Here is a 24,870-nt window from a genome sequence, read left to right as displayed (position 1 = left end):
CGCTCAGCTTGCGGAGAGTATAACTCAAATGATAACCATTATCGATAATAGTTATCCACTTCCCGCCCGGAGGTCCTAACCAATGTCGTTCACTCGACGCGAGCTCCTGCGCTCGGCCGGCTGGTTTGCCGGTGGAGCCGGCCTGCTGACCGCATGCGGTTCATCGCCGTCGGAACAGCTGTCCGGGGTCAGTGCCACCGGAGGCGGTCCGCGGTCAGGAGGCACTCTGCGTGCAGTGCTGACCGGTGGCGGTGCGACCGAGTCGATCGACCCGTACGCCGGCGGTTCGCCGGTTGATCAGGTGCGTCACCAACTGGTCTTCGACGGACTTTTCGAGATCGACGACCGCGGTGTCCGGCCTGCCCTGGCGCTCTCGGCCGCTCCGTCTCGGGACCTTCGATCGGTAACCATTGCCCTGCGCAACGGTGTGATCTGGCATGACGGGACCGAACTGACGCCCTCGGACGTGCTGACCGCGCTGCGCTACATGACTGCCGCCCAGCGTCCTTACCCGAGCGAGCTGGCCGGCTACTTCGACTTCGCCCGGGCAGCGGTGACAGGTCGCTCCACCCTGGTAGTGCCGACCCGTCGGCCGGTTGGCGACCCGGCGCTGTTGCTGGCCGCCTACCCGGCCCGGATCGTCAAGCCCGCGGGTGCTACGCCGATCGGCACCGGCCCCTATCGGGTCAGGGCTTTCGCCGCCGGCCGGGAGACCCGGCTGGAGCGATCCAGCACGTACTGGGGAGAAGCCGGGACCGCGGACGAGATCGTTCTCGGCAGTCTGACCGATCCCCAGGCCAAGGTGAACGCGGTTCGCGCGGGTCAGTACGACTACACGGTCGACATCCCGTTCAGCGCGGCGAAGGTCGGTGCCGGCGGTGGAGATCTGGAGATCCGGAGTGGTGGCGCGGCCGGGCAACTCGGGTACGGCTTCGTGCTGAACGCCGCCTCCGGCCCCTTTCGCGATCCGCGCGCCCGTAAGGCGGTTCGGTTGGGCATCGACCGGGAGGCGCTGGTAGCCGCAGTACTGCTGGGTTACGGCAAACCGGGTAACGACCTGTTCGGCGCCGGAGCCCAGTACCACGATGGTGTGGAGCCGCTGCGACGTGACGTCGACGAAGCCCGGCGACTGATCCGGGCCGCTGGACTCGACGGTACTGCGGTGGTGTTCCGCACCGCAGAGTACGAGTCGGGCTACAACGCGTCGACCCAGCTGGTGGCCGAGCAACTCAAGGAGATCGGCCTGCCGGTGCGCGTCGACACGGTCGGGGTACCAGAGTTCTTCGACGTCAAAGCGCTGACCCGGACCGATGCACTGGTGTTCTCCATCGGCGCGATGTCCCTGTCGATCATCTACACGAGGCTTGCCGCCTACCCGACGCTCGGGCTGCCGGACCCTGCGCTCGGTGCCGCGGTCGGTACGGCGATGGCCGCGACCAGCACCTCCGAGCGCGAGCGGCAGTGGCGAACCGTTCAGCAGATCATGACCGATCGTGGGAACACGGTGGTCTGGGGACTGGCGGACACTCTGGCCCTGACCCGGCGAAACGTCGCTGGGGTGCAGATCCGCAACGGGCAGCCGAAATACCCCTGTCTCAGCCAGGCCGGCCTCGCATGAGCCGACCGGATTCACTACCGCGGTACGTCGCAGCGCGGGTGCTGTCCGGCTTCGGGGTACTGGGCCTGCTCAGCTTGATCACCTTCGTGGGAGTGGACCTGCTGCCGGGTGACCCGGTGGCGGTCCGACTCGGCGGTACCGCGACGCCGGAACGGATCGCCGAGCTGCGGACGGCACTCGGTCTGGATCGGCCTGTCCTTCTTCGCTACGGACGATGGTGCCTTGACGCGGTGCAGGGAGATTTCGGGCAGTCCGCGATCGGTCGCCCGGTCGCCGAGTTGATCTCCCCGCGACTCGGCAACTCGTTGTTCCTGGTGCTGGTGGTGCTGACCGCGCTGGTTCCGCTGTCGCTCGGTCTGGGCCTGCTGGCAGGCTCACGGAAGGGAAGGCCGACCGACCGGGTGATCTCCACGGTCGCTCTGGGTGTGGTGTCCGTTCCCGAGTTCGTGACCGCCGCCGTCCTGGTGCTGATCGTGGCTGTCGGGTTGCGTTGGTTGCCTGCCGTCTCGTCCGTGCCGGCCGGGGAGAGCCCACTGTCGTCGCCGGCGACCTTGGTTCTACCGGCGATCAGCCTGCTGCTGGGGTCCCTCGCCTACGCCGTCAGGATGATCAGAGCAGCAACGATCACAGCACTACGTGCGCCCTGGGTCGAGTTCCTGCTGTTGAGCGGCTGGACCCGGATGGCCGTCGCGAGAACCACGGTGCTGCCCGCGGTGCTACCGGTCGCTGTCCAGGTGTGGACGATCGCCGCTGTCGGGCTGGCCGGCGGCACGGTACTGGTGGAGCGAGTCTTCGGGTATCCCGGTGTCGGCGAGCTGCTGGTCACCTCGACGCAGACCGGAGATCTCCCCGTGGTGCAGGCGATCGTGCTGATGATCGGTGTCGTGACCCTGGTGGCGCTGCTGGTGACTGACCTGATGGTGAAGTGCTTGTGGCGATCCGGTGCCGCGGAGGTACGGGTATGACGTCGATCCGACGAGCAGATCGCCGGCACTTGGCCGGCTGGATCCTTGCGACTGTGCTTGCCGGGTTGGTCCTCGCCGGGCCCTGGCTCGCACCCCACTCGCCGACGGCGCCGATCGGTACGCCGTACGCCGGCGCCTCGTCGACGGCCTGGTTCGGTACCGACGACCTCGGACGTGACGTCGCCTCGAGAATGCTGGCCGGGGGACGAGGGCTACTCGTCACCAGTCTGCTGGCGGCCGTCCTCGGCTCGGTGGCCGGCGCGGGACTCGGTCTGCTGGCCGCCCTCGGCGGTGGGCGGCGGGCTGTCGACGCGTTCATCATGCGGCCGGTCGACGCGGTGGCCGCAGTGCCTCCGGTCCTGCTCTTCCTGTTGTGCCTGACGGCGATGCGAGATCGGGTCGGTGTCGTTGTGTCCATCGCGCTTGTCGGGGTGCCGTTGACTGCACGGATTGCTCGCGCCGCCGCCTTGCAGGTAATGAGAAGACCGCATGTGGAGGCCGCAACCGCCCGTGGAGAAGGGATCGGGTGGTTACTCGGGCGGGAGGTCCTGCCGTTGGTGACGGGCGTTCTGCTGGCCGATCTGGGCATTCGGTTCGTCGCCGCGGTGCATCTGGTCGCCGCGGCAGGTTTCCTGGGAATCGGCGCGGGCGGAACGGACTGGGGATCGCTGATCGTGCAGGCCTTGCCCGGGGCACCGCTCCAGCCGTTGGCGTTGCTGCTGCCGGTCCTGGGCGTCGGTGCGCTGGCTCTGACTGCCAACCTCCTTGCTGACCGGACCGCTCATCGATCTCGCCGGTGGTTCCAGTGAAGCCGTTGCTGGAGGTGACCGGTCTCGAACTCACCGGGCCGGACGGCCTGATCCTGCGGGGCACCGACCTCCGGATCAGCGCCGGGGAGGTGGTCGTCGTCACCGGCCCCTCAGGCTCGGGCAAGACCACGCTGGTTCTCGCCGCGCTCGGGCATCTGCGCGACGGTGTGCGGTGCACGGCAGGACGGCTGACTGTCGAAGGTCAGGAGGTCCTTCCGGAGCGGTCGCCCGGGCTTCGGGGCCGGGTTACCGGTTACGTCGGCCAGGACCCGGCGCAGTCGCTCAGTCCGTACCTGCGGATCGGCGATTCCTTGCTGCAAGCAACGGGTGAGCGGTGGGAACGCGCTGACCGGCCGGCCCTGGTGCGGGCGCTACTGCGTCGGGTCGGGTTGCGTGACCTCGGCCGGCGCTATCCCCACGAACTGTCCGGCGGTCAACTGCAGCGGGTGGTGCTGGCCGCGGCACTGGCCCGGGACCCGAGGTTGCTCGTCCTCGACGAGCCGACCACCGCCCTCGACCTGCAGGCGAAGGCCGAGGTCGTCGCCGAACTACGCAAGCTGGCCGCGGAAGGCGTGGCGATGCTCTGGATCACCCACGACCTCGACTCCGTCCGGGGCATTGCGGATCGGGTGGTGGAGCTCGCCGACGGACGGATCGTCCATGACCGGGAAACCGCGTCGTTCTTCGCTGACCGCGACAGCAGGCCCACCGCTCCTCTGGTGGAACGTGTGGGTGCTTACCGCCTGGATGCCGAGCCCGTACTCCGTGCCGAGGCGATCACCGCCGGGTACGCCCGCGACACTCCCGTACTGCGCGAGGTGGACCTCCAGATCCGGCCCGGCGAGTGCTTGGCGATCTTGGGCATTTCAGGAGCAGGCAAGAGCACACTTGCCAGAGTCCTGGCAGGTCACCACCGTCCCGATCAGGGCCGTCTGTTCCTGTCGGGCCACCCGCTCCCTGCTCCGGTACGACGAAGAACCCGTTCTCAACTCGTCGCTGTCCAACTGGTCGGCCAGGATCCCGCGGGTGCGCTGCATCCGCGTCAGACTGTCGGGACCGCACTGATCCGGCCGCTCATCACCTTGCGTGCTCTCGGCAGACAAGCACGGCACCGCGAGCTGACCCGGCTGCTGACCCTGGTCGGCTTGCTCCCGGAACTGGCCCAGAGGTTTCCCGGCGAGCTGTCCGGCGGACAGCGCCAGCGGGTGGCAATCGCCCGAGCGCTGGCCGCACAGCCCTCGGTGCTGATCTGCGATGAGGTCACCTCGGCGCTCGACGCGGACACCCAAGCCGGGGTTCTTCGAACAATCGCCGCGCTCCAGGCCGAGTTGGGTGTCGCGGTGGTCCTGATCAGCCATGACCCGGAGGTGGTCGCGGCGGCATCCGACCGGGTGATGGTCCTGTCCGGTGGCCGGATCGTTCACACCGGTGCCAGCGCCCAGCTCCTGCCATCGACCCAGCAGCCGCACGAACACGTCCGCCGGCTGCTCGCCGTCACCGGCTCGTCCGCCGACTACCAAGGAGTCATCCGCCCATGACCGCTGCTGAGATCGTTGCCGAGCTCGATGGTCTGGGGGTGGAACTGTGGGCCGCGGAAGGAAAGATCCGGTTCCGGTCCGCTCCCGGCGTCATCACCGCGAGACATCGCGAGCTGCTCGCCGATCACCGCGACGAGGTGCTGACGCTGCTCGGGACAGCCGGCCCGGACATCAGGGTGATCGCCGATCCGGCAGCGGCGGCGGAGCCGTTTCCGCTGACCGACGTCCAGTCGGCGTACCTGTTGGGGCGGCAGAACTCGTTCCAGTACGGCGATGTCGCCTGCCACGGCTACCTGGAAGTACATTACCCGCGACTCGACCCGGAAGCCTTCGAGGTCGCCTGGAACGAACTGATCGCGCGTCACGGGGCGCTCCGATCGGTGATCTCGCCCGAGGGGTACCAGCGGGTCCTCGACCGGGTAGCGAACTACCGGGTGGTCGTGACCGATCTTCGGCCCCTGCCGGCGGTTGCTGCCGACAACCATCTTGCGTCGATCCGTGCCGAGCTGGGTCACCGTGTGTACGACACGACGCGGTGGCCGATGTTCGAGGTACAGATCAGCCGGCTGGCCACGGGCGACGTCGTACACCTCTCGCTGGATGCGCTGATCGCGGACTGGACCAGTGCCTCGATCCTGCTGGAGGAGCTGGACTCCCTGCTGGCGGGAGAGTCGTTGGCGCAGTTGGAGATCACCTTCCGCGACTACGTGCTGGCACAGCAGCGGCTCGCGGAAGGCGCCGGCTACCTGCGGGCGAGGGAGTACTGGCACGCTCGGATCGATGATCTGCCCGGCGCTCCGGAGTTGCCGGCGCTGACCGGCTCGGCCGGTCCCGGCCGGTTCCGGCGGCATCGGTTCCGCTTGCCGGACGACCGGTGGACCTGCTTGCGTGACTCTGCCCGGCAGCATCGCGTGACCGCGGCGAACGCTGTCCTGGCCGCCTACGCGACGGTGATCGAGCGGTGGAGTGAGCGGGCCGAGTTCAGCCTGGCACTGACGTTGATGGGCAGACAGCCGCTCCATCCGCAGGTGGAGCGGCTGGTGGGTGACTTCACCACTGTGAGCCTGCTGGCGGTGAACCTCGCGGACGGTGGCAGCCTGGCTGAGCGTGCGGAGGCGATCGGAGCCAGACTGTTCGAGGATCTCGACCATCGGCTGTTCACCGGGGTCGAGGTGGTTCGTGAGCTGAGCCGGCGGCGCGGCCAGGCGGCGGCGTCGTTTCCGGTGGTGTTCACCAGCGGTGTCGGCGTCGGGCCGCGGCACGCGCCGCGATCCGGCCGGACCTTCGGGGAGGGCATCACCCAGACCCCGCAGGTCGCGCTGGACTGTCAGGTCAACGACTTCGACGGCAGCCTGGTGGTCGACTGGGACGTTCGCGACGGTGTGTTCCCGGCCGGTCTGATCGAGGACATGTTCGGTGCCTTCTCGGCACTGCTGACCGATCTCGCCACCGACGACCGGGCCTGGACGGCAACCGGGCTGCTCCCGTTGCCGTCCTGGCAGTTGGACGAACGCCTGGACGTCGGCGCGACCGCCGGCCGGCTGCCGGACGAGCAGTTGCACGTCGGCGTCTTCGCGCAGGCGCGGGCCACCCCTGATGCGATCGCGCTTCGCTCGCCGGTCACGACGATCACGTACGGCGAGCTGGCGCGCCGGGCGGCCGCGGTCGCCGACGTGGTGGCCGCGGCCGGGGCGACTCGGGTGGCGGTGCTGATGGACAAATCTCCCGACCAGGTTGTCGGTGTGCTGGGGACACTGCAGGCAGGGGCCGCCTACGTCCCGATCGACACGACCCAGCCGGTCCTGCGCCGCGATCGGATGCTGGTGGATGCCGAGGTCACGGTGCTGCTGTCGCAGTCCTGGATCGACGAGGCCGCGGCGTTGCCGGCCGGCGTGACCAGGGTCGACATCGATCTGCTGAAGCCCGCGGATCAATTGCCAGAGGCGACGAATGGTGACCCGGACGCGCTGGCGTACGTGATCTACACCTCGGGCTCGACCGGGGTGCCCAAAGGGGTGATGACGACGCATCGGGCCGCTCTGAACACGATCCGGGACATTGACGAGCGGTACGGGATGTCGGCCGCTGATCGGGTGCTCGCCCTCGCGCAGCTCGGTTTCGACCTGTCGGTCTACGACCTGTTCGGCCCGTTGGCGGCCGGCGCGAGTCTGGTCTTTCCTGATCCGGATCGCAGGTCGGACCCGTCGCACTGGGCAGAGCTCGTCCGGAATCATCAGGTGACGGTGTGGAACTCCGTCCCGGCGCAGTTGCGGATGCTGGTCGACTACCTGCGGTCCGCGTCCGAGGTGCTGCCGTCGCTCCGGTTGGCCCTGCTGTCCGGCGACTGGATTCCGGTCACCCTGCCCGGTGAGCTGGAAGGAGTCGCGCCGGCGCTCCGCTGCGTGTCGCTGGGAGGTGCCACCGAGGCCGCGATCTGGTCGATCCATCACGACATCGACAAGGTCGATCCGGCCTGGACGAGTATCCCGTACGGCGTGCCGCTGCGGAACCAGGGTTTCCGCGTCCTCGACGCGCAGTACCGGGACCGGCCGGTCTGGGTCCCCGGCGAGCTGTACATCACCGGAGTGGGGCTGGCCCTCGGCTATGTCGGCGACGCCGAACTGACCGCGGCGAAATTCTTCCCACATCCGCTTGACGGGCAGCGGCTGTACCGTACCGGCGATCTGGGCCGGTTCCTGCCTGGCGGCGAGATCGAGTTCCTGGGTCGCGCTGACGGCCAGGTCAAGGTCCGGGGCCATCGGATCGAGCTCGGTGAGGTCGAGGTGGCGCTGCTCGCCCATCCGGCCGTCGGCAGTGCCGCCGCCGTGGTGGTGGGGAGTCCTGGTGCGGACTGTTCGCTGGTCGCCTTCGCCGAGACCGCGCGGCACCCGGCGGCCGGCCCCGAAGCCGCACCGATGTCGGAGTCGATCAGGAAGGCGGCCGTCCGGTACGCCGAGGCTGACGACCCGGCCAGGTTCCTGCTGAACGCGGCGAACGCGGTGGTGCATCGCCTCGTCGCGAGTCTGCCGGGCGACGTCGAGGCGCGGATCCTCGACGCGCGGTCCGGTGGCGAGGACGCTTCGCTGCCGACCTTGCTGGAAGGCTTCGCGGTGAGGTTCCGGACGGCCACCCCTGGCTCGGAGTACCGCAAGGACGGCCTCGAGCCGAACTCCTTCGACATCGTGCTGACCGATGACCGGCTCCGTCCGGAGCTGCTTGCCGAACTGGTGGTCCCCGGAGGCTGGCTGGTCCACACCGGGCGCGGTCTTGATCTGACCCTGCTCGCGGCCCGGGACGTCATCTCGATCCAAGGTCCTGGAGACGAGTTGCTGGCCACGCGGATCAAGACCGACCGCCGGTCGCTGGACCGGGCCGAGCTGGTCGCGCACCTGGCGGCCAGGTTGCCCGCCACCATGATTCCCTCCCGGCTCCAGGTGGTGGACGCGTTGCCGGTGACCGGGAACGGCAAGATCGACCGGGCGACCCTGGCCACCTGGCTGGTGAGCGGCGGCGCCGAGGACACCGAGGCGAAGTACGCCGATGAGCTGGAGCTCCGGCTCGCCGAGCTGTGGGCCGGCACCCTGCGGGTCGAGCGGCTGGGCGTCGAAGACAGCTTCTACGACCATGGTGCCGACTCCCTGATTCTTGCCCAGGTGGCCGGGAAGCTCCGGGAGGAACTGCCCGAGGCGGCCGGACTCGACTTCGACGTACTGCTTCGTCAGATGCTGAACAGGCCCACGGTCGCCGCGCTGGCGAACTTCCTGCGATCGCCGGGCGAGGTCCCCGGCGTCACCGGCGAAGAAGTTGCCAAGAGCAACGCATTGCTGATCCCGTTCGGTGGTGGGCACGTCGGCCCGGCCCGGGTGATGTTCCACGCCGCACTGGGCACGATGGACTACTTCCAGTCGCTCGGTCGTGAACTCGCCGACCAGCAGGCCGGGCCGGTGATCGGGATCGCCGTCGCGGATCCCGCGGTGTACTGCGCCGCCGACCCGGCGGGTCTGATCGAACAGCTCGCGGACGACTACACCGAGCGGCTGGTCGAGGCAGGGCATCGCCGCTTCCAGCTGATCGGCTACTGTCTTGGCGGCCTGTTCGCGATCGAGGTCGGCCGCCGACTCCTCGAGCGCGGCCTCGAGGTTGACCTGACCCTGGTCGACAGCCTGCCGATGCAGCTGGACACCGACGAGGAACTCGCCTTCGAGGCGATCTTCGTCCCGAATCTGGAGCTGGATCCGGTCACGGCGGTCTTCGGGCCCGAGGTGGAGCGGGGTGATGTCGGCCGGGCGGTCGAGCTGGTGATGGCCCGAAACGACGGGCGGGTTCCCGCTGGGGTTCTGGGAGAGCTGACCGATGACCCTGGCCTCGCTGAGGTCGCGGCCGCGGTCCGCCGCCGGTCCGCCGTACCGCAGGCGGAACGGCTGGCCGGGTACGCACGTGCCTGTGCCGCGAATGCCGGGGTTCCGATCGATCCTGCCCTGGTGCCCGCGCTGTTCACGGTGACCCGGCACAGCGTGATCGCGGCCCGGTTCGATCCGCCGCTCTACGCCGGTGACGTGACCTTCCTGCGGGCGCCGGAACCACGCTCGTTCGGGGTCACCGCGGGGGTCGGGCACTTGGCCGCGCCGTACTGGGAAGCCGTGTGTCTGGGGCGGTTCCGGGTCATCGACATCACCGGTAGCGATCACTTCACCGTGATGGAACCACCCTTCGTCGCGGAGGTCGCGGACCACCTGAGGGTCATGGAGGAGAAGGCATGACCAAGACCTCGAAAACTGCCGGTACCAAGGCAGCGCTGACGGAGCTGCGCCGGCCGATCGCGGGGATGACTCGCGTGGGCGTGGCCCTGGGCGCGGTCGGCGCGGTGACGACGCTGGTTCCGTTCGCCGGCCTGGCCGAGCTCGCCAGGGTGCTGATCTCGCAGCCGGACGCCGAGGTCGCGACGGTGGTACCGGTCGCCGCGATCGTCGTCGCCGGCATCGTGATCGGCTGGACCTGTACCGGTTCGGCGCTGTGGATCACCCACCTGGCAGATGCGAGGCTCCAGGCCCGGTTGCGACGCCGGCTGGTGGCCAAGCTCGGCGAGGTTCCGCTCGGGTGGTACGGACGAACGACGTCCGGCGCGGTGCGCAAGGTGGCGCAGGACGACATCGACGATCTGCACCATCTGGTGGCGCACCACGATGTCGAGTTGGCCGGCGCGATCGCTCTGCCGGCCGCCGGAGTCGGCTACCTGCTGTGGATCGACTGGCGGCTGGCGGTTCTCGCCGTGGCGACGTTGCCGATCTACGTTCTCGCCTATGCCTGGATGATGCGCGGATTCGGCGAGAAGATGGTGCAACTCGATGCCGGATTCGCGAAGGTGTCGGCAGCGATCGTGGACTTCGTCCATGGCATCGCCGTGGTGAAGACCTTCGGCCGTACCGACCGTGCCCATGCCGGTTACCGGCGGGCTGTCGGCGAGTTCGCGGAACGGTACTCCGGCTGGGTCCGCCCCCTGGTTCGGCTGGAGGCACTGACCTCGATGGCTCTGTGCGTGCCGGTGATCACGCTGACCGGTCTGACGGGTGGTATCTGGTTCGTGACGTCCGGCTGGGTGCGGCCGGTCGACGTACTGGCCGAGGTGCTGGTGGCGGTCATGCTCCCGTCGACCCTGCAGAGCCTCAACCAGGGCATCACCGCCCAGCGCAAGGCGATGGCCGCAGCGGGGCGCATCGTTGATCTGTTGGCTGTTCCGCCGCTGCCCCCACCAAGGGAGCCGAGGCAGCCGCAGGGGCACGAGGTGGTGTTCGACGACGTCGGTTTCGGCTATCAAGAAGGCATCGAGGTGCTGTCAGGCATCCGTCTGACCTGCAGGCCGGGAACCGTGACAGCGCTGGTCGGACCGTCGGGAGCCGGGAAGTCGACCCTGGCCACTCTGGTACCACGCTTTTACGACGCTACGTCCGGCAGCGTCCGGATCGGTGGCGTCGACGTGCGGGAACTGGCCGCCGCGGACCTGTACCGGCTGGTCGGTTTCGTCTTGCAGGACGTGCGGTTGCTGCACGGCACGGTGGCCGAGAACCTGCGGCTGGGCCGACCCGGTGCCTCGGACGACGAGCTCGTGACCGCGGCGAGGGCGGCGCGGATCCACGATCGGATCAACGCACTGCCTCAGGGCTACGACTCGCTCCTCGGAGCGGACGTCGTCTTCTCCGGTGGTGAGGCCCAGCGGCTGGCGATCGCGCGGGCGTTGCTCGCCGACGCCCCGGTGCTGGTGCTGGACGAAGCCACCGCGCACGCCGACCCCGAGTCGGAGGCCGAGATCCAGGACGCGCTGTCCGAACTCGCCCGCGGCCGGACGGTCCTCGTGATCGCGCACCGGCTCACCTCGATCACGGCGGTCGACCAGATCGTGGTGCTGGAGAACGGCCGGATCACCGAACGCGGACGCCACCGCGAGCTGCTCGCCGCCGCCGGCCCGTACTCGCGGCTGTGGGCGGCGCACAGCCGGACCGAGGACCAGGAAGGGGCGGTCCTGTGATTCGCCAACTCCGCAAGGTGCTGGACGACGGTCAGCGAGCCTTGCTCCGGACGTATCTGTGCTGGCTGGTCTCCGCCGCGGTTCTCGAAGGCGCGGCGATGGTGCTGCTGGTGCCGACCCTGCGCTCGCTGCTGACCGATGACCTCACCCAGGCTCTGCGCTGGACCGCGGCACTCGCCGTCGCGACGATCGTCACCTGCGTCGCCCGGTACCAGCACGCTCTTCGGGGGTTCCGCCTGGCTCTGATCACCTTGGAGACACTTCACCAACGTCTCGGAGACCGCATCGCGACGTTGCCGCTCGGCTGGTTCGGCACCGAGAAGGTCGGCCGGCTGGCCCGCAGCGCGACCAGCGGCACGATGACGGTGACCAACGTGTTCGCGCATCAGCTCGGCCCGGTCGTCGGCGGGATCGTCACCCCGGCCACGGTGGCCGCGGGGATGTTCCTGTTCGACTGGCGGTTGGGTCTGGCCATCGCTGTCGTCGTACCGGTGCTGGTTCTGGCCCATCGCTGGTCCTCGGCCGCGATCGGCCGCACCGACCGGGAACGCGAGGCGGCGGACACGCTGGCGGCCAATCGCGTGGTCGAGTTCGCCCGGACCCAGCAGACCCTCCGAGCTTTCGGCCGGGCACAAGGTGCCTACCCACCGCTGGAGGCGGCGATCGAGAGCCGTCGGCTCGCCGCGCGCCGGGTGCTGGCGGTCACCATGCCGCGGCTGATGGCGGGAGGACTGGCAGTGCAGTTGGCCTTCGCTGTTCTGGTCGGCGTGGGCTTGGTCCTGCTGCTCTCCGATTCGGCCGATGCGGTGACTCTGGTGGCGCTGCTCGCACTGGCGGCCAGGTTCGTCGGGCCGCTCACGGAGGCCGCCGCACGCAGCGGCGGGCTCCGGATGGCGGGCAACGATCTGGCCAGGGTCGTGGAGGTACTGGACGAACCGTCGTTGCCAGAGCCCGAGGTATCGGTCGGGACCCGGACACCAGGGCAGATCCAGTTCGATCAGGTCACCTTCGGCTATGGCGACCGCTCGGTCCTGGCTGGTCTGGATCTGGTGGTGCCGGCCGGCACGATGACGGCTGTCGTCGGCGCGTCCGGCGCGGGCAAGACCACCTTGGCCCGGCTGGTGATGCGGTTCTTCGATGTCAGTTCCGGCGCGGTCAGGGTGGGCGGAGCCGATGTCCGCGAGCTGACCACCAGGGACCTGATGGCGCAGGTGTCGCTGGTGGCGCAGGACGTCTATCTGTTCGACGACACCCTGGAGGCGAACATCCGGATCGGCCGCCCGGAGGCGACCATGGCCGAGGTGCACGAAGCCGCGCGGATCGCCGGCCTGGACGAGGTCGTCGCCCGGCTGCCCCAGGGCTGGGACACGCCGGTCGGTGAAGGAGGCTCATCGCTGTCCGGTGGTGAACGGCAGCGAGTGTCCATCGCGCGGGCAGTGCTGAAGAACGCGCCGATCGTGATCCTCGACGAGGCCACCGCCGCGCTCGACGCGACCACCGAGCGGCACGTCCGGCAAGCGCTGCACAGCCTGCGGGGTAACTCGACCCTGTTGGTGATCGCCCATCAACTGTCCACGATCGTCGAGGCCGACCAGATCGTGGTCCTCGCCGATGGGGCGATCACGGAACTCGGGACCCACGACGAGCTGCTGGTGGCGAACGGCCGGTACGCCCGATTCTGGAACGAGCGGAACCGGAGTCGTGGCTGGCGCCTGGCAGGCAGCACGGTGCCGGCATGACGGGGCTCGTCGGCGTGGTCGGCGCTTACGGTGAGGTGGGAGCCGAGGCCACCCGGGCCCTGTGGGCAGCCGGCGTGAGACTGCGCATCGGTGGCCGGAGTCTCCAGGCTGCCGAGACGTTCGCCCACGAGCATCTCGGCCCGGAGGTGGACTGTACCGCGGTGGACTTCACCGACGACACGTCGTCGGCCACCTTCGTGGCGGGATGCGCCGTCGTGGTGAACTCGGCAGGTCCGTCGCATGCCATCGGTAACCGCCTGGCCGACGCCGCCTGGCGCGCGGGCGCGGACTACGTGGATGCGGCAGGCGACGACCGTCTGCACGCGTTGCTCGATCCCGCCCGATACCAGCGGGCGTCTCGGGTCGCAGTACTTTCGGCTGGTCTGCAGCCTGGTCTGACCAGCTTGTTCCCGCAGGCAGTCGCCACTCGCTTCGATCAGGTCGACGAGCTCACCGTCCAGGTAGGGCTGATCGATCGGTTCACCTCCGTCGCGGCCGACGACTACCTGCAAGCGGCGGCCGACGGAGTCAGCACGCCTCGTGCCGCGTGGCGGTCGGGACAGCGGGCGGAGGGCGCACTCGTCCGGCGTATTGGACTGCGGTTGCCCTACGTCGGCCAGGTCACCGCTCTGCCCCAGCTCAGCACCGAGTCGGAGCGGCTGGCCCGGGCCATCGGCCTGCGGAACGGGGAGTGGTACGTGCTGCTGGCAGGAACACGGACTTTGGACGTCTTCGACCGGGTGCCGATGCTGGATCGCACGGAAGCCGTCGAGGCACTGTGCCGGGCGAGCCGGCTGGACCTCGGACATCGCCCGACGAGAATCGTCATCGCGGTCACCGCTGAAGGGCCGCGATCTGGTGTGACCACTGGAGAAACCGTCGTATTGCGGGGAGCGAGCACTGCCGAGCTCAGCGGCGCCGTACTGACGTACGCCACTCTGGCCGTACTACGGGGTGAGGTCGAGCCTGGCCGGCACTACGCAGCCGAGACACTGGACCCGGTCGCTGTGGTCGACGCACTCACGAAGGCTGAAGGACCCGCGGTTCTGAGCGAGCTGACGGCTTTCGAGTTCGCGGAAGAGGGCGCGCTGTGAGCACACCGGCCGCCGAGCGGCTGCTCGACGAGATCAGTCTCGCCGCGATAGCGAACACGGTCGCCCTCGGCGGCGAATCGCTGGATGTGGAGGAGCTGATCCGGGCTCTGCGAGTGGCACCCCGGCACCAACGCTTGTTCCGCCGCTGGGTCACAAAACTTACTGGAGATGCCACAGCGCGGCCGGTCATCGCCGGGGGCCGGCCCGATCTCACCTTGCTCGACGGCTGCTACGCCGAGCTGGGGTTCCCGGCCCGGATGGCGCGAGTGCATCGCGCGATGCTCGAACGGCTGCCCGAACTTCTCCGTGACGAGCTGGACATACGGCAGATCCTGTTCGCGGACGGTGACGTGCGTGCTGCACTCGCCGCCTACCAGAGCAACCGTGCGACTCGACAGCTGAACGCTGCTTGTGCCCAGCGGGTCGCTGAACTGAGCAGGCGACAGGGCGGACGACTGCGGATCCTCGAGATCGGTGGCGGTAGTGGTGGGACGTCGAGGAGGGTTCTCGCCGAGCTCGGCAGCGCCGAGTTCGACTATCTCTTCACCGATCTGTCGCGGTTCTTCACGGCCGCGGCGGAGCGTGAACTCGGGGTCCGGACCGCGCTGCTGGACATCGACGGAGACCTTCCCGCGGCAGGGAGCGCGGACGTGATCATCGCCGGACACGTCCTGCACAACGCGATCGATCTGGGCCGAACCCTGCGGGGACTCCGTGCGGTGCTGGTCGAGGGCGGAGAGTTGCTCTTCACCGAGGCGGTGCAGGAGCGCGCCTCGGTGCTGACCTCGATGGAGTTCCTGTTGTCGCCCGAGCGCGGACGTCCGGCGGCAGGCAGCGCAGACGCCCGGGCGGTCAGCGGACGGATGTTCCCGGACGTCGAGTCGTGGATGACCGAGTTGCGCGCCGCGGGGTTCGCCGTTGGCCCGGACACGGTGGTGGCGCAGGCAGGACTGGGCCAGAGCCTGTTCCGTGCAGTTCGCCCAACCGGTCCTTCAGAGGCGATCACCGCTGCTCTCGTGGGAACGCAGGGCCCGTACCTGGTGCTCGCCGCCGACGCGTCGGTCGAGCGGGAGCTTCGATCCGCAGGCGAGGTGCTGCTGCCGGTACCGGTAGGAGAGCGGCCTGCGACGGTACTGGCCCACCTGGAGCGGACCGGAGCCAGAACCCTGGTCCTGACTGCCGATCAGGCAGGTGCCCTGGCCACGGCACCCACAGCGGCGCTGACCAACCTGTCTTCTCTTGCGTCCATGATCGTCGTCGGTCCAACGGCTGCGTCCGGTGGTCCGACGATTCCCGGCGCAAGTCCACAAATAGTTGCTGTCGACAATGAACTGCGCCGTGGCGCGGAGCTGGCCGGGTTGTTGCCGGCCGCGCAGCGGATCGCGGCCGGCCGACTGTCCGGAGAATTCTTCGAGCGGGGTGCCGACCTCTCCGGCCGGCTCCGATCGCTGTGTCTGCGGGCGATGCTGACGACGTTTCAGCAGGCCGGCTGCCTGGCTCACTCACAGACCCGGCACGATGTGGAGGAACTGATCGCTGCCCTCGACCCGGTAGCGCGCTACGAGCCTTTGATCCGGCGATGGATCGACTGCCTGGTGGGAGAAGAGCTCGTGGCGTCCGATGGGGCGAACTACCGCCTGGCAGGGATCGCCTCGAAGGCGGTTGGTGGCTTCGAAGCGTGCCGGGTGGAATGGAACGAGCTGTTCGGATCGGCCCACGCGATCGACTATGCGGAACGCAGCATCCGGTTGTTGCCCGCGTTGGTCAGGGGTACGGCGGACCCGATCGCTCTGCTGTTCCCGGACGGCCGGATGGATGTTGCCAATGGCATCTACCGCGAGGGAGTGGTGCAGCGGTTCCAGCGAGAGGTCGTGATCGCACTGATCAGCTTGCTGGTCGAGCGACCCGGGCAGCTGCGGGTTCTCGAGGTCGGAGCAGGTACCGGCGCGACCACCGAGGCAGTGCTCGCCGGCGCCGGCGGCCGGCGGATCGACTACTGGTTCACCGACATCTCGAGGCCGTTCCTCGACCAGGCGCGGGCGACCTTCGGCGCGGAGGTGGCGCGGTACGCGGTGTACGACCTTGATCGGCCGGCGCTCTCGCAAGGGATCGAGCCGGCGTCCTTCGATCTGGTGATCGCCGGTGGTGCGCTGAATGCCGTCGAGGACACGGATGCCGCGGTCCGTGGCCTGGTCGAGTGCCTGGTTCCCGGTGGTGGTCTGCTGTTGACCGAGCCGACCGTGGAGGAGCCGTGGGTCCTGGTCACGCAGGCACTGTTGATGAATCCCCCGCGGGATGATCGGAAGTCCGCCGGATCGACCTTCCTCGACCTCGGGCAGTGGCACCAGGTTCTCGATCGTGCCGGACTCGATCGTGGCCCCGTCGTCCCACCGGCCGGGCATCCGCTCGAACGGCTCGGACATCACGTGCTGACCGGCCAGGTTCCACGACATGACAAGGAGAACCACTGATGTGTGGGATCACGGGGTGGGTCGGCTTCGACACCGACCTGACCGGACGGCGCGAGGTACTGGCAGCGATGACCGCCACGATGACAGCACGTGGGCCGGATGCGGGCGACCTGTGGGTCAGCCGGCACGCGGGCCTCGGTCATCGACGGCTGGCCGTCATCGATCCGGTCGGTGGTGCGCAGCCGATGGTGTGCGAGACCGCCGACGGTCCGGTGGTCCTGGCGTACTCCGGGGAGACGTACAACCACGCCGAGCTGCGCCGCGAACTCGTTGCCCTCGGCTACCGGTTCAGGACCGCCAGCGATACCGAGGTGGTCCTGACCGGTTACCGGGCCTGGGGTGACGCGGTCGCGGAACGCCTGAACGGGATGTACGCGTTCGCCATCTGGGACGGCCGGGTCGACCGGCTGGTGCTGGTCCGGGACCGGATGGGCGTCAAGCCGCTGTACCTGCACCGCACCAAGGACGGGGTGTTGTTCGGATCCGAACCCAAGGCGGTACTCGCCAATCCGCTCTTCCGTCGGCGTGTCACCACCGAGGGTCTGCGCGAACTGGCGGGCTTCACCAAAGCCTCCGGCTGGGCCCTGTGGGAGGACCTGGCCGAAGTCGAGCCGGGCACGATCGTCACCGTTGATCGCGGGGGTGTCCGAGAGAGGTCCTACTGGCGGTTGCGGGCACACCCGCACACCGACGACGCCCGGACCACAGTGGAAACGGTGGGCGGACTGCTGGCCGACATCATCAGACGCCAGGTCGTCTCGGATGTTCCCTGGTGCACCCTGCTGTCAGGCGGCCTGGACTCCAGCGCCGTCACCGCACTCGCCGCCGACGAAGCAGCGGATGGCGAGAAGGTCCGCTCCTACGCGGTCGACTTCACCGGCTACGAGGAGACCTTCCGGCCCGACGAACTCCGCTCCACCCCGGACTCGCCGTTCGTACGAGAGGTCGTCGCGCACGTCGGCACACTGCACAGCGACATTCTTCTCGATCCACGTCAACTGGCCGACCCGGCACTGCGTCGGGCGGTGGTGGCGGCCCGCGACCTCCCGATCGGTCTCGGGGACATCGACATGTCGATGCTGCTGCTGTTCCGGGCGATCCGGGCCGAGGCGACGGTCGCCTTGTCCGGTGAGTTCGCCGACGAGGTCTTCGGTGGCTACCCGTGGTTCCACCACCCCGCGGCGCTGGCCGCCGAAACCTTTCCCTGGCTGGCCTTTCAGAACTCGTACACCGCGGACCGTGGCCTTCCGCTACGGCCTGGGCTTCGGCGCGCGCTGCAGCTGGACAGCTATGTCGCGGACCAGTACGACGAGGCGGTGGCACAGGTCGATCCACTCGACGGCGAGGATGCCGGGGCGCATCAGATGCGGACCGCGAGCCACCTGCACGTCACCCGCCTGGCTCGTGCACTGCTCGACCGCAAGGACAGGCTGTCCATGGCGGCCGGCCTGGAGGTCAGGGTTCCGTTCGCCGACCACCGGCTGGTCGAGTACGTCCACAACGTTCCGTGGGCGCTGAAGACGATCGATGGCCGGCCGAAGGGACTGCTGTGCGCGGCTGTCGCCCATCGCCTGCCACGGTCGGTGGTGGAGCGGGTGAAGAGCCCCTATCCGTCCAGCCAGGACGAGCACTACGTCATCGCGCTGCAGCAGCAGACCCGTCAGTTGCTGTCCGATCCGGGCAGCGCCGTCCTCGAGGTCTTCGATCCCGGCTGGCTGAGAGTCGCTGCCACCGGGCCGGCCGTCGCCGTCACCGGTGCTGTCCGGACCGGTCTCGAGCGAGCGCTGGACTTCGAGCAGTGGATCGACCTGTACCAGCCCGACCTCGTTCTCGACCACAAGGATTCGTGATGTCCCACCCCGCCCCAGTGATCCTCGGCGACGATTTCATCCAGGACGCCCACGCCGTCGCCGCATCCCTGCGGACCACGTCGCCGGTGCGTTTCGTCCTGCTTCCCGGTGGCTTTCCGGTCTGGCTGGTCAGCGGCTACTCCGAAGCCCGCCTGGTGATGACCGATGCACGGTTCAGCAGCGATCGGGTGTACGACCGGCTGGCCCGGCTCCGCGTCGGTCCGGACGAGGAGGTGTCGTTCTCCGACGATCTGGTGATGAACCTGCTCAACCTCGATCCACCCGACCACACCAGGCTGCGCAGACTGGTGACGAAGACCTTCACCCGTCGCGCGGTCGAGCCGCTGCGGCCGCGGATCGCGGCGATCGCGGCGGACCTGCTGACTGCGATGCAGGGACGCGATGTGGTCGACCTGGTCAGCGAGTACGCGGCGCCGTTGCCGATCAGGGTCATCTGCGAGTTGCTCGGAGTTCCGTTCGAGGACCGCGACGACTTCACCGGCTGGACCCGGAGGATGGTCGCTGCCACCAACCAGGAGGAGATCGGTGCCGCGTCGACCGAGCTGGCGGCGTACCTGGGGGTGCTGGTGGACGCCAAGCGGCAGAGTCCGTCGGACGACCTGCTGTCGGAGCTGGTCCAGGCCGTCGACGACGGCGACCGGCTGTCACGTCGTGAGCTGATCGCGACCGCTTCACTGCTGCTCACCGGCGGCTTCGAGACGACGGTCAACCTGATCGGCAGCGGGATGGACGCACTGCTCCGGAATCCGGATCAGCTCGCGTTGCTGCGAACCGACAGGTCGCTGCTGCCGAACGCGATCGAGGAGTTCCTGCGCTACGAGACGCCGAACAACCTGTCGTCCCCTCGTTTCACCACCGAGGACGTCGAACTCGGTGGTGCGCTGATTCCGGCCGGGCACTTCGTGATGGTGTCGTGGCTGGCGGTCAACCGCTCCGGTCAGTTCACCGACCCCGATCGGCTCGATGTCACCCGGCCGGCCGGCGGTCACCTCGCCTTCGGTCACGGCATGCATCACTGCGTCGGCGCCGCGCTGGCCAGGCTCGAGGGAGAGATCGCCTTCGGTGCTCTGCTCGACCGGTTCCCACAGCTCGAGCTGGTGTCCGGAGACAAGCCTGCACGCTGGCTCCACAGCACTGCGATGCACGGCCTGGAGTCGCTGGTCGTACGGACCGGGGAGCCACGACGATGATCACGGTCGACGGTACGCCGCAGTGGCCGGCCGCGGACGCCGACCGCTATCGCCGCCTTGGGTACTGGCGAGACGAGACGCTGGGCTCGCTGTTGCGCGGACGCGCTGTTCAGCACCCTGACCGAGTCGCCCTGGTCGACGGTGATCGCCGGATCAGCTACGACCGACTGGACCAGGACGCTGATCGGATCGCGGCCGGTCTGCTGTGCCGAGGGTTGGTCCCCGGCGACCGAATCGTCGTCCACCTGCCCAACTGCGCGGAGTTCGTGACGTTGCTGTACGGGTGTTTCCGGGCGGGCGTCGTACCGGTGCTCGCGCTGCCGCCGCATCGCTCGTACGAGATCGACCACCTGGTCGAGCTGTCCGGGGCGAAGGCCTACGCCGGCCTTGCCGCGAGTCTGTCAGCCGCACAACCGGCCACCGATCGGTTGTTCCTGGTGGGCGATACCGGGTTCAGCGACGATCGGACCACCTCTTACGTCGACCTGTGTGGTTCCCCGAGCGGCAGCTTCGCGGACCTGGCGGGCGCGGCCGATCTGGCAGTTCTGCTGCTGTCCGGCGGGACGACGGGCAAGCCGAAACTGATCGCGCGGACGCACGCCGACTACGGCTACAACCTTCGTGCGAGCGCGGAGGTGTGCGGACTCGGCGAGGACACCGTGTACCTGGCAGCGCTGCCTGCCGCCCACAACTTCGCGCTGGCCTGCCCGGGAATCCTGGGAACGCTGTGGTGCGGGGGGACAGTGGTGCTGGCGCCGGACGGCGCGCCTGACACGGTGTTCCCTCTGATCGCTCGTGAGCAGGTCACCGTGACTGCGCTGGTGCCGCCGCTCGTCCATGTCTGGTTGGAGGAGGTGGCTTCCACCGGAGCAGAGTCCTTGCGGAGTCTGCGCTTGCTCCAGGTCGGTGGTGCCAGGCTCAAGAACGGTGTCGCCACGCGGGTGGAGCCAGTACTTGGTTGCCGACTGCAACAGGTTTACGGAATGGCCGAAGGATTGCTGAACTTCACCAGGGCGGACGATCCGGTCGAGCTGGTCACCGGGACCCAGGGCCGGCCGCTGTCGGAGCACGACGAGATCGTCATCGTCGGACCGGACGGGGAGCCGACCGCTGACGGGGTCGCGGGGGAGCTGTGGGTCCGCGGTCCGTACACCCCGCGTGGCTACTTCCGGGCCGAGGCGCACAACCGGACGGCGTACACGGTGGACGGCTTCTACAAGACAGGTGATCTGGTACGGCGGCTGCCGTCCGGACACCTGGTGGTCGAGGGGCGGCTCAAGGATGTCGTCAACCGCGGCGGCGACAAGGTGCCGGTGGAGGAGATCGAGGAGTTGCTGCTCGGCCATCCCGGCATTCACGATGTCGCCGTCATCGGCTATCCCGACGAACTGATGGGCGAGCGCACCTGTGCGTTCGTCGTGACCAAGGGCTCGAGGCTGGGGCGCAGGGACGTGGTCGGGTTGCTGTCCGGACTCGGCGTCGCGGCCTACAAGACACCGGATCGCGTCCGGGTGGTCGCGGAGCTCCCGCGCACCGCGGTGGGCAAGGTGGATCGGTCGGCGCTCGCCTCGAGTCTGGCCGTCGGAGAGGAGACCCGATGACCGTCACGCCCGAACAGTTGCCGACGTTGATGGCGGAGCTGCTCGATCTGCCGGCGGACGAGCTGACCGCCTGCGACGACCTGATCGAGCTCGGGCTCGACTCGTTGACGGCGATGCGGCTGGCCGGGCAGTGGCGCGCGGCGGGGATCGACGTCAGCTTCGCCGAACTGATCGCGGCGCCGACGGTCAAGGACTGGCAAGCACTGCTCGCGAAGGCCGGGCGGTTGAAGGTCGAGGGCCGGCCGGCCGATGAAGTCGACGAGCAGGCGTCCTTTCCGCTGGCCTTGATGCAGCACGCCTACTGGGTAGGCCGGGCGGACAACCAGCGGCTGGGCGGAGTGGCTGCCCACTTCTACAACGAGTTCGACGGTTTGGCGCTGGATCCGGCCCGGTTGGAGCGGGCTGTTGTCCGGCTGATCGAGCGGCACGAGATGCTGCGGGTCCGGATCGGCGACGACGGAACTCAGCGGATCGGCCCGAGCGGCTGGCGCGGGCTGACTGTTCACAGTGATCACGACCCCGAGGAGCTGAGACAGCGGCTGTCCCATCAGGCGATGGACATCGCAGCCGGCCAGGTTTTCGACATTCAACTGTCCGTTCTGCCTGACGGTCGCTCCAGGCTGCATCTGAGCCTCGACATGATCGCCGCCGACGCGCTCAGCCTGCGGATCATCCTCGGTGACCTTGCCCGGCTCTACGCCGGCGAGGAGCTGTCCACGCTGACCTACAGCTACCCGCGATACCGCGCGGAGCTGTTGCCGCAGACCGTGGCCGAAGACGTCAGCTACTGGCGGAATCGGCTGGCGTCGCTGCCGAGCGCGCCCCGGCTACCGGTCAGGGAGCCCTCGATCCCACGGGTCGTTCGAGCCCATCGTCTGCTGTCGTCCAAGCAACGTCAACGGTTGGACTGGGGAGCGCGCAGTCATGGTCTGACTTTGGCGATGGCCTTGGCCGCGGTCTTTGCCGAGACGCTGACGGCGTGGAGCGCCGAGCCGCGATTTCTGCTCAACCTGCCGTTCTTCGCCCGGCAACCAGTGGATCCACAGATCGACTCGGTCGTCGGCGATTTCACCTCGTCGCTGCTACTGGAATGGCGAGGGGATCGGTCCGGCTCTTTCCGGGACCGCGCACGGCGGTTGCAGCAACAGTTCCACGCGGACGCGGCACATTCCTCCTACAGCGGTGTGGAGGTACTGCGCGACCTCTCGCGTTTCGCCGGCGAACAGGTGCTCGCGCCGGTCGTCTACACGAGCGCACTCGGCCTGGGAGACCTGTACGAGTCGCGGGTGCGAGCGGTTCTCGGCGAGCCGGCCTGGGTCGTCTCGCAAGGACCCCAGGTCTGGCTCGACGCCCAGGTCACCGAGCTGGACGACGGGCTGATGGTCAACTGGGACCTGCGCGCCGACGTACTGATGCCCGGCATCCCCGAAGCCATGTTCGCTCACTACTCGGCTCTGCTGGACCGGCTGATCGCCGACCCGACGATCTGGACCGAGGCACTTCACCTGCCGTGCCGGGCCGAAACCAGTGGCGAGGTACGTGCCCCGCGACCAATGGCCGGGCCTGACTGCGTCACCGCGCCGGGAGAGGGGACCGAGGCTCTGGTGGCGTCGGTGTGGGCCGAGTTCTTCGAGGTCGTGGTCGGACGCGAACACGATTTCTTCCGGCTCGGCGGGGACTCACTGATCGCGACCGAGGTACTGCGCCGGTTGCGGGAGCTGGGCCGGACCGAGGTCACCCTCACCCACATCTTCGTTCATCCGGTCCTCGCGGATCTCGCCGCGGCGCTGGATGCCGACTCCGGCAGTGACGCGTCGGAGTACGTCGCAGCCCGGATCGCCACGGATCCCGCTCGTCGTCACGAGTCCTTCGGTCCGACGGAGGTCCAGCGGGCCTACTTTCTCGGCCGGTCCGCGGACTTCACCCTGGGGGGCGTCGGGTGTCACTTCTACCGTGAGTACAACGTTCCCGAGATCGACACCGGCAGGCTGGCGGAGGCAGCGGATCTGCTGGTCGGGCGGCACGAGATGCTTCGTGCGGTGTTCGACGCCAACGGTGATCAACGGGTACTCCCCGAGGTGCCGGGCTTTGCCGTCGAGGAGTTCGGTTCGTTCGCGGGTCTGCGGGACGCGCTGGCCGAAACGACCTTCGAGCCGACGGCATGGCCCTTGTTCCGGATCGGTGTCGGGCGCGACGGCAGCCGGGTCCGGATCGGGATCGGGATGGACAACCTGGTGGCCGACGCGCTCAGCGTGATGATCTGCCATCGCGAACTGGCCGCGCTCTACGAAGACCCCGCGGTCGAGTTGCCCACGACCGGACTGGCCTTCCGCGACTACGTCCTGGCCCTGCCCAGCGAGCCGTCCGCGGCCGCCACAGCGTACTGGGATCGGCAGCTCGAGACGTTGCCGCCGGCCCCGGAGTTGCCGTTGGCAACGAATCCGGCAAGCGTCGCAGCGCCCCGGTTCCGCCGACGCTCGATGCTGGTGCCAGGCAATCGCTGGCAGTTGCTGGCCTCCGCCGCCCAGCGGTACGGGGTCACCCAGTCGGGGATGCTTCTCACGGCGTACGCCGAGGTGCTCAGCCGGTTCAGCTGCAGACCGGATCTGACCGTCAACGTCACGCTCTTCGATCGCCGCGATGTCCATCCGGAGGTGAACAGAACCGTCGGTGACTTCACATCCCTGGTACTGGTCGGCTTCCGGCCTGACACCGGCGAGTCCTTCCTGGGCAGGGCACGCCGGTTGCAGGCCGAGCTGGCCGGCGCACTCGACCACCGCGAGGTGTCGACGCTCGGCCTGCTGCGGGATCTCAGCCGAAGATCAGGACGCGCGGACGGCGGGATGCCGGTCGTGTTCACCAGTGCCCTCGGTCTCTCGGCGTTGGAGACCGGGCCGGGCGCTGACAGCGAAATGCTCGCGAATCCTGGCTGGGGACTGTCACAGACACCGCAAGTCTGGCTGGACCATCAGGTGATCGAAAGGTCCGGCCCGGACGGTATCGCGGTCGAACTGGTCTGGGACGCTGTTGACGAACTCTTTCCCGACGGTCTGCTCGACACCATGTTCGCCGCCTACCAGCGGCTGCTCGAACACCTTTCGGTCACCGAGTGGGACGCGGAGCTTCCACCGGCTCCAGCGCGGCCTACGAAACCTGCCGCTTCCGCTCGTCCGGTTCTTCCCGTCCGGGAGGTTTCATCGGTCACGCACGCTGCCGAAGCCGCGGTGATCGAGCTCTGGACCGAACTTCTCGACACGCCGCCGGTCGGGGCGGACGGCAACTTCTTCGCCCTGGGGGGAGACAGTGTCGCGGCCATCAGGTTCATCGAGACGGCGGCCAGGGAACTGGGAGCCGGCATTTCCCTGGCCGGCTTCTTCGCCGGACCGACCGTGCGTCAGGTGGCGGAGCTGATCGCCGAGGCCTGGTCACTGGAGGAGGGAGAGATCTGACA

Annotated in this window: 13 protein-coding genes; all 13 read left to right on the top strand. The window is 68.6% G+C overall.

Translation table 11 applies throughout. The annotated features are described in order from the left end of the window. The first annotated feature begins 235 nt into the window (after window positions 1-235). The 13 genes from AB0P21_RS40105 to AB0P21_RS40045 are packed head-to-tail and all read left to right on the top strand — an operon-like array spanning window position 236 to window position 24,868. The gene (locus AB0P21_RS40105) at window positions 236-1,618 is read left to right on the top strand and encodes an ABC transporter substrate-binding protein (protein ID WP_363704592.1); all 1,383 of its coding nucleotides are present in this window, start codon (window positions 236-238) and stop codon (window positions 1,616-1,618) included. Then, entirely contained in the window at window positions 1,615-2,583 is a 969-nt protein-coding gene (locus AB0P21_RS40100) for an ABC transporter permease (RefSeq protein WP_363704590.1), read from the top strand. Before AB0P21_RS40105 ends, AB0P21_RS40100 begins: the two co-directional genes overlap by 4 nt. Further along, window positions 2,580-3,392: an ABC transporter permease subunit gene (locus AB0P21_RS40095; RefSeq protein ID WP_363704588.1), complete on the top strand. Its 813-nt coding sequence runs from the start codon at window positions 2,580-2,582 to the stop codon at window positions 3,390-3,392. Before AB0P21_RS40100 ends, AB0P21_RS40095 begins: the two co-directional genes overlap by 4 nt. Continuing rightward, entirely contained in the window at window positions 3,380-4,930 is a 1,551-nt protein-coding gene (locus AB0P21_RS40090; RefSeq protein WP_363704586.1) for an ABC transporter ATP-binding protein, read from the top strand. The genes AB0P21_RS40095 and AB0P21_RS40090 overlap by 13 nt, the downstream gene beginning before the upstream one ends. Continuing rightward, window positions 4,927-9,690 carry an amino acid adenylation domain-containing protein gene (locus tag AB0P21_RS40085; protein WP_363704583.1) on the top strand — a complete coding sequence of 1,588 codons (4,764 nt, stop codon included), beginning with the start codon at window positions 4,927-4,929 and terminating at the stop codon, window positions 9,688-9,690. Before AB0P21_RS40090 ends, AB0P21_RS40085 begins: the two co-directional genes overlap by 4 nt. Next, window positions 9,687-11,453, top strand: a complete 1,767-nt coding sequence (locus AB0P21_RS40080) for an ABC transporter ATP-binding protein (RefSeq protein WP_363704581.1) — start codon at window positions 9,687-9,689, stop codon at window positions 11,451-11,453. The genes AB0P21_RS40085 and AB0P21_RS40080 overlap by 4 nt, the downstream gene beginning before the upstream one ends. Further along, window positions 11,450-13,192: an ABC transporter ATP-binding protein gene (locus AB0P21_RS40075; RefSeq protein WP_363704579.1), complete on the top strand. Its 1,743-nt coding sequence runs from the start codon at window positions 11,450-11,452 to the stop codon at window positions 13,190-13,192. Before AB0P21_RS40080 ends, AB0P21_RS40075 begins: the two co-directional genes overlap by 4 nt. Beyond that, window positions 13,189-14,286, top strand: coding sequence for a saccharopine dehydrogenase NADP-binding domain-containing protein (locus tag AB0P21_RS40070; protein ID WP_363704577.1), 1,098 nt, complete (start codon window positions 13,189-13,191; stop codon window positions 14,284-14,286). Before AB0P21_RS40075 ends, AB0P21_RS40070 begins: the two co-directional genes overlap by 4 nt. Further along, window positions 14,283-16,757: a class I SAM-dependent methyltransferase gene (locus AB0P21_RS40065; RefSeq protein WP_363704575.1), complete on the top strand. Its 2,475-nt coding sequence runs from the start codon at window positions 14,283-14,285 to the stop codon at window positions 16,755-16,757. The genes AB0P21_RS40070 and AB0P21_RS40065 overlap by 4 nt, the downstream gene beginning before the upstream one ends. Next, window positions 16,757-18,607, top strand: coding sequence for an asparagine synthase (glutamine-hydrolyzing) (asnB, locus tag AB0P21_RS40060; protein ID WP_363704572.1), 1,851 nt, complete (start codon window positions 16,757-16,759; stop codon window positions 18,605-18,607). The genes AB0P21_RS40065 and asnB overlap by 1 nt, the downstream gene beginning before the upstream one ends. After that, entirely contained in the window at window positions 18,607-19,818 is a 1,212-nt protein-coding gene (locus tag AB0P21_RS40055) for a cytochrome P450 (RefSeq protein ID WP_363704570.1), read from the top strand. The genes asnB and AB0P21_RS40055 overlap by 1 nt, the downstream gene beginning before the upstream one ends. After that, window positions 19,815-21,419, top strand: a complete 1,605-nt coding sequence (locus AB0P21_RS40050; RefSeq protein WP_363704568.1) for an AMP-binding protein — start codon at window positions 19,815-19,817, stop codon at window positions 21,417-21,419. The genes AB0P21_RS40055 and AB0P21_RS40050 overlap by 4 nt, the downstream gene beginning before the upstream one ends. Further along, window positions 21,416-24,868 (top strand): condensation domain-containing protein, encoded by a 3,453-nt coding sequence (locus tag AB0P21_RS40045; RefSeq protein WP_363704566.1) that lies wholly within the window; start codon window positions 21,416-21,418, stop codon window positions 24,866-24,868. The genes AB0P21_RS40050 and AB0P21_RS40045 overlap by 4 nt, the downstream gene beginning before the upstream one ends. Window positions 24,869-24,870: the final 2 nt, after the last annotated feature.

It is taken from the genome of Kribbella sp. NPDC056861 (genome assembly GCF_040687575.1).
Taxonomy (GTDB): domain Bacteria; phylum Actinomycetota; class Actinomycetes; order Propionibacteriales; family Kribbellaceae; genus Kribbella.
The sequence above is the reverse complement of the archived record's forward strand: the minus strand, read 5'-3'. Positions and strand labels throughout refer to the sequence as shown.